This window comes from Dysgonomonas termitidis, assembly GCF_042654545.1.
Classification (GTDB): domain Bacteria; phylum Bacteroidota; class Bacteroidia; order Bacteroidales; family Dysgonomonadaceae; genus Dysgonomonas; species Dysgonomonas termitidis.
The window spans coordinates 1-6,174 of the sequence record NZ_JBHSGN010000150.1 but is presented as its reverse complement, the minus strand read 5'-3'; the positions used below and the strand labels follow the sequence as shown (position 1 = coordinate 6,174).

Sequence of the window (6,174 nt, the reverse complement as noted above, 5' to 3'; positions counted from 1 at the left end):
ACTGGAGATAACCGGAGAGGATGTTTACCGCAAAGCGGTATTCGACTGCGAAGTAATATTATCAACAATATAAAAAACAAGGATCATGGCACAAAAAGTAGCGCGGGGACAGGTCACCATTATCGACCAGAACGACGCGGTCAGCCTCCAGGCATTTATCGGCTCCAACCAGCCGCTGACACAGATTTATACGAAAGATACCAACGCCTATGCCCCGGCATGGACGGCGTCCCCTTACCTGGTACTGACGCCTGCCCTGTTCGTCAGCGGTAAGGGAGATGCCGACCAGGTTACTTCGGTCGGGAACGCTGCTGCGCTGACACCTGGCATTAAGACCGGCTCGGCCATATGGTACAAAAACGGGGTGGCTGTCGTTTCCGGCCAGGATGGCTGTACGGTTGCCACGGCAGCTTCCAAATATGCTCTGACTGTCAATACGAACCATATGAGCATAGCATCGCCACAGGTACGGTATACCTTCGAAGCGGTGTATATCGATGCGAACAGCCTGGAGATTGCTTTTCGCTCGGAGATACAATTCACCCAGCACCAGTCGGCGGGAGCCACGATCTGCGCTATCGCTTATGCCCCGGACGGGGTCATTTTCCGTAACGGCGAGGTCGCTTCGTTAAAGGCCCACTGCGACCTGTGGCGCGGAGCGGCGATAGATACGACTAATGTAACCTATTGCTGGGGTATCAAGGATTCTTCCGTCTTTGCCAATACAACCCTGTCGGCAGCAGCAGTGACCGGGGCTGTTTCCGTAACCGTCGCTTCGGTCGCCAATATGGAGGCCGGGGGGAAGATCGTTATCGGTACGGTTACACATACGATCTCGGCGGTCAATACATCTACCAAAGTGGTCACACTGACTTCCGCGTTGACGGCCGAAGCCGCATCCGGGGCAACGGTCAAAAACCCGTATTACAATGCCATGCTTGGTGCAAGCTGGGCTTGCCTTACGTCCTCCAACCCGCGCGGGGTAACAGCCGGATGGACAAGCGATGAGATTACCATCACTGCCGACGCCGTCCTGAACTTTGAAACCTTCAAATGCGCGATTAAGGACACGGATACTTCAACGGGAAATGCTTCCGCCAATAAGATCGTATGTGATATTATCTCCTTCTCGGATATGTCCGACCCTGTTATGGTGGATATCGTTAGCCAGAAGGGATTTGTGATTAAGAACGACGCCAACGATGTGGACGCCAAAGCGGTATTGTACCGGAGCGGCGAAGAGTTGGACGCGGCAGGCACGGAATATACCTATACATGGAAACTCTGGAACGCGGTGGGTACGGCGGTCGCCAAGACCTATACGGGAAAAGCCGTTACCATTGCCAAAGCGGATGTGACGGGAAAAGGGGTATTGATGTGCGAGGTTTCAAAATGATCCGCTAAAAAGTACCGGCATGGAATCATGCTGATTAACTCCTTCTTTGAGTATAAATAAACGGCAAACACCGGTATTGCGAAAAAATACCGGTGTTTGAATATAAGATTACGACCTGTTACTGAAGGCGTTTCAGGCGGTACAATAATTGCCGGATTGCTTCCTGATAGTCATCGATAATAGCCTGGGTGAAAGCTTCCGTAAACAGTTCCCTCTGGGATTCCGTGTATTTGACGAATTCTTCTGCATGCTTTACGATATCCGACGGATTCTTTGTTTCAGGAATTACGATATCCAGATCCCCTACTGTAGCATACGATGTTTCCACCAGCCGGTCGGTTACATCCAGCAGGTCTTCGATAGCCTGATCCAATGCTATGTGGGCGGAATAGCTGCCCGGGCCTGTAATATGCCAGTGATGCAGTTTCAGGCTGCTGTTAAATGAAAAGACTTTTCCGATAAATGCCGCAACCGCAACATGGGCAGATACAGCTTTTGATGATGTATTGTACATAATTTTGAAAAATTGGTTAATAATTATACCTGTAAATATAATGATTTTAATATTTTTTTTACGGGATATTGCCTGATAAAATATTGCTGTTGTATATCATCTTTTTACAATAATTATTCGGCAAAATAAAATAAATATTTTAATCGCATAATTTGTTATCATCCGTCAATTCAAAATAAACAAAAATAATAACAAAAAACACAGACTTGGTTTATCAAGGTTCTAAATAGCAACTTGAATTATATAGAGTTAAAAGGTAACAACCAACGGTCACAGGAGCGAAGCGTATGTAAACATAACAGAATTTTCAATAGTTTTCATCCTGTATCTTTTTTGCTCCACTGAACAAATTGTATATGTTATAGATAAATAATCCTGCCGGTCATCATCGGCAGGATTATTTTTATAGCGGATTATTAATTGAACATCATTGTTTATTTTTTATCTTCCTAAAAATAATACAACTAAATATAATATTAAAAATTATATAAATTCCCCAAAAATACAATCGACTTATTTCTATATTTTTTTCTACTTTATATACATTTTCAATAGGATTTCTATCTAAATTAACTGGGTCAAAGTTATATTTTAATTGAACATAACACGACATTATTTCATACAAGATAAAAAATAACATTATTATTGAAGCACAAATATAAAAAACAATCACTTTTCTCATAATCTATTTCTTTTTCAACCAACTTTGCAAAGTAGATGGTAATACAAATGTTTGTTTCACCTTAATTGTATTAACTTCTCCAACACTACGATTTGTTATGGATTTAGATGTACTCAATATTTCTGAACCCGCAGAATTCAACATATCAGAAACAAATGTTGTACAATTATTAGTGGGTGCTTTATACATACTATTTGTTTTGTAGGTTGTTTTATCTCCATATTCAGACTTACTTTCAAGCGTAGTATTATTTTCAATAAATTTATTCACAACATCTATTACATCTGCATCAGATATATCAGAAATAACAACAGTTTGAACACCGCCTTGGACTTTAGCTTTTCTCGAATTATAGTCTTTAGCTTCATCTCCACCCATTACGGTAAGAAAACCATCTGCAATTCCTTCAATCCTACCTTTATCCGACTGTCCTTTTTTAGTAGCGCCTGGTCCAAACGAATATACAACCATATCATCTCCTTCTCCTACACTCATCCATGAATGCCCCCAATCCTCAGTTTCTGTGTATACCCTTACTGTATCACCCCTTGGGTCAATATACTTTAATGGATTATTCATCACATATGCATATGGACTCCAACCATAATACTTCTCCGCCAATGGGTCAACAGTAGGAAACCTACTGATAACCAGCCGGTGAAGAGTTATCTATACTTATATTATTCGTTTTTTATATAATCAATAGATGTTACAATCCATTGATTTTGTAAAAAATCTAATTTATAAATTATTTTCTTTATGGGCGCTTCTATGTCCTTTTCAGTTAAGACGACTGTAGCATCTTCTTTTGTTATATTTTCCGTTATGTCATATTTATAAAAATCAATAGAGTTAGAGAATTTTGGGTCCTTACCCAAATTGTAATTGAATTGCAATAATTCTTTCCATTCTTTTTCTGGATCTTTAGAACCTAAATATTTCGAATAAACTTTATCCACATCAATATATTTTTGTGCTTCATTATAATCTAATTTTTGTTCTGCTGATAGTAATTTAACAACTATTATAAAAGGAGACTCTTTATGTTCCTGCGTTTTATTACAACTAAATACGGACATCATTATTGCAATAAATAAGATCAGTTTATATATAATTGAATTATTTTCCATAATATTCTAAATAAGGTTTTGCTACTACTGATTTAGGTCCTTTTATATTTGTAGCTCCTGGCAATTTCATTGTAGCATTATATAAATTATTGGGCGCTACAGTCTTAGAGTCTTTATATAGTATTCTCAATGCGAAAGGAACTTTTATATCTTGACTCGCACTTAGTGAAGGAAATGCCTGTTTTAGTGCATTTTCTGCATAAGTTGAGCAGTTAAAATCACATGCATTATATTTCTTCCCAGAAGTTGATGTATTAGAAGCATAATCCAATACCTTTGAGTCTTGTTCATACGATGTCTTAACCTGAACTATTCCATCTGCAGCCCTGCCTTCTGCACTTACACTTCCACTTCTCGTGCCCGTTGGATCCTTACTTTTCAGATCAGATAAACTGTTAATTTTTACCCCCTTAGAGTAATCTGAGGCTACATTTTTTTGAAGTTCTGTTTTTCCTACAGGATTATTGGGCCACAAATCATAATAAGTCATTGTTCCATCTTTTACCATCTCGTATTGTACATTCCCTTTATCATCTTTAACTACATTTCCTTTATTGTCTCTAATTTCTTGACGTTTATAGTTATCAATAGCAATACCTGCATGACCTGTTTCTCCATCCGCTGAAAACCAAATTAATAGGTAACTATCTTTCCCATTAGGATCTACTGCATTAATAGGATTATTTCCCACATAAGCATACGGTGACCAGCTATAATAGTTTTCGGCATGCGGATCGACACTAGTAAACCTTCCCAATGCACTCTCATAATACCTCGCACTATAATCATACAGGTTCAACTGGTGCATCCCGTCCAATTCCTTGCCATTATACTTGTACGGCTGGTTCGTCCCGTTATCATACTTATCCGCAAAAGCAGTACCGAACGGGTAATAATGGTTTTTCTGCGTAACTGTTCCACTCTGGTTGACTACCAGACGGTTATTCCCTAAATGGTCGGTCACATAGTAGTAATATACACCTCCTTCATAATAACCGCCGTCAACCAATATCCTGCTCCTGTTAGTAATGGTAGAACCGCTTTTTACCGTTTCATAGACGATATTACCTACATAATCGGTATTCTTATAGTCAGCCAATCCATCATTTGTCGGATTGGTCGCATTAGACGGCGTTACAGTATAATTCGGATCGTATCGCTGTTCCGTCCTCAGCTTCACGCCTGAAGCCGAGTAGGTATAATAATTTTTAGCTTTGGCCGTCGGGCTGTTTATTATCATTACCTGCGGTAAATTTAACGAATTATATTGAATATCGCTTATTCCCTTATTCAGATCTTTATTCATCGCCCCATTGGCTGTGTAAGTATATTCTATTGTGCCGGTGGTGGAAACCTTATCTTTGAAATCCGCAGATTCGGAATAAGCCGGATTTGTAATGGCATCGGCTGCATGTATCAGTTGATTACCCGAATAGGTCATCGTCAGGTTATCCACAAGGGCATAGGTAGCTCCCGAAGAAGTTTTCCCGTAACGTCTCAGGTTTTTTATATTCCCGTGCTTATCATAAATGATATTCTCTACCTTGTAGTCATTGGTGGCGGACGCCGAACCGTTCAGCAGGTAGTTGGCCCCCGTCAGCCTCGACAGGTTATCATAGGCAAAGGCATAGCCTCTCGGTACAGTTTCCCCCTGGATTGTCCAGTTCATAGCCGTAATATTACCATTGAATCTCGGTACGTTCCCTCCATAGGATTCATTATAGTACAGGTTTTCGGTAAACAGGCTGCCTGCGATTGATTTCGTCCACGAACGCACATTATAAGTATAGGTAGCCAGCGTACCTGCCACCCCTCCTTTCTTATTTGTCTTCAACCTACCCAAATCATCATAAGAGTTTTCCGCCAGTGTTACCTGCGGTTTTACCGTTGTCCCGTCTGTTAGCTGATGTGTGGTTGTCAGCAGCCTGCCTGCATGGTCATAAGTGTAGGCATAGACTTCGGTTTGTGTGTTTTTGCCTGTAACCTGATGTACATGTTTCCTTTGGGTCGGCTGCCCCGTGAAGTTATAGGCAATGTATTCTTTTTCAATTCCTCCGGCAAGCTGGTTATTACCTTTGGTCTGTACCAATTGTTTTTTATTGTCGTAGTACATCACCGAATACAGGTAAGAGGATATCGTTCCATCGGATTTTATCTGTGCCGTTAATGCGCCTGTCAGCATTCCTTTGTTCTTATACTTGTTGGTATCGGTATAATCCGTCCCGTACCATGTACCGTAGCCTGTTTCGGGGTTATACTCCGTTCCGCTTGCCGGTATTTCATCCATTCCCCGGAAATCGTAGTTGTCATAGAAATTAACGGACAGGATAGACGGGCTATTGGTAAAGGTCTTGTTGACGCCATCGACCTGTATATTATACCTTTTGTAGCTACCTGTACTTGCATATACGCCTTTGACCACCTTGTTGCTTACCGGGATGGTATCCTTGCA

Annotated in this window: 5 protein-coding genes; 1 reads left to right on the top strand and 4 read right to left on the bottom strand. The window is 40.8% G+C overall.

Annotated features, from left to right (window positions below):
* The first annotated feature begins 85 nt into the window (after positions 1-85).
* Positions 86-1,396 carry a hypothetical protein gene (locus ACFO6W_RS23545; protein WP_380001120.1) on the top strand — a complete coding sequence of 437 codons (1,311 nt, stop codon included), beginning with the start codon at positions 86-88 and terminating at the stop codon, positions 1,394-1,396.
* 118 nt (positions 1,397-1,514) lie between these two features.
* Here the strand turns inward: ACFO6W_RS23545 and ACFO6W_RS23540 are convergent, their stop codons facing one another.
* The 4 genes from ACFO6W_RS23540 to ACFO6W_RS23525 form a co-directional block, all read right to left on the bottom strand.
* A complete protein-coding gene (locus ACFO6W_RS23540) occupies positions 1,515-1,910 on the bottom strand; it encodes a DUF5856 family protein (RefSeq protein ID WP_380001118.1) in 396 nt (131 codons plus the stop codon).
* A 685-nt stretch (positions 1,911-2,595) separates the two neighbouring features.
* Positions 2,596-3,171, bottom strand: coding sequence for a hypothetical protein (locus tag ACFO6W_RS23535; RefSeq protein WP_380001116.1), 576 nt, complete (start codon positions 3,169-3,171; stop codon positions 2,596-2,598).
* 101 nt (positions 3,172-3,272) lie between these two features.
* On the bottom strand, positions 3,273-3,722 hold the full coding sequence (locus ACFO6W_RS23530; protein ID WP_380001114.1) for a hypothetical protein: 450 nt from the start codon (positions 3,720-3,722) through the stop codon (positions 3,273-3,275).
* Positions 3,712-6,174 (bottom strand): RHS repeat-associated core domain-containing protein (locus ACFO6W_RS23525; RefSeq protein ID WP_380001113.1); only part of this gene is annotated, 2,463 nt, incomplete at its 5' end. The genes ACFO6W_RS23530 and ACFO6W_RS23525, both read right to left, overlap by 11 nt.

Excerpts from the sequence above, each read along its gene's own strand:
- ACFO6W_RS23535 (WP_380001116.1), bottom strand. The coding sequence starts at position 3,171 with ATGAATAATCCATTAAAGTATATTGACCCAAGGGGTGATACAGTAAGG.
- ACFO6W_RS23540 (WP_380001118.1), bottom strand. The coding sequence starts at position 1,910 with ATGTACAATACATCATCAAAAGCTGTATCTGCCCATGTTGCGGTTGCG.
- ACFO6W_RS23545 (WP_380001120.1), top strand. The coding sequence starts at position 86 with ATGGCACAAAAAGTAGCGCGGGGACAGGTCACCATTATCGACCAGAAC.
- ACFO6W_RS23530 (WP_380001114.1), bottom strand. The coding sequence starts at position 3,722 with ATGGAAAATAATTCAATTATATATAAACTGATCTTATTTATTGCAATA.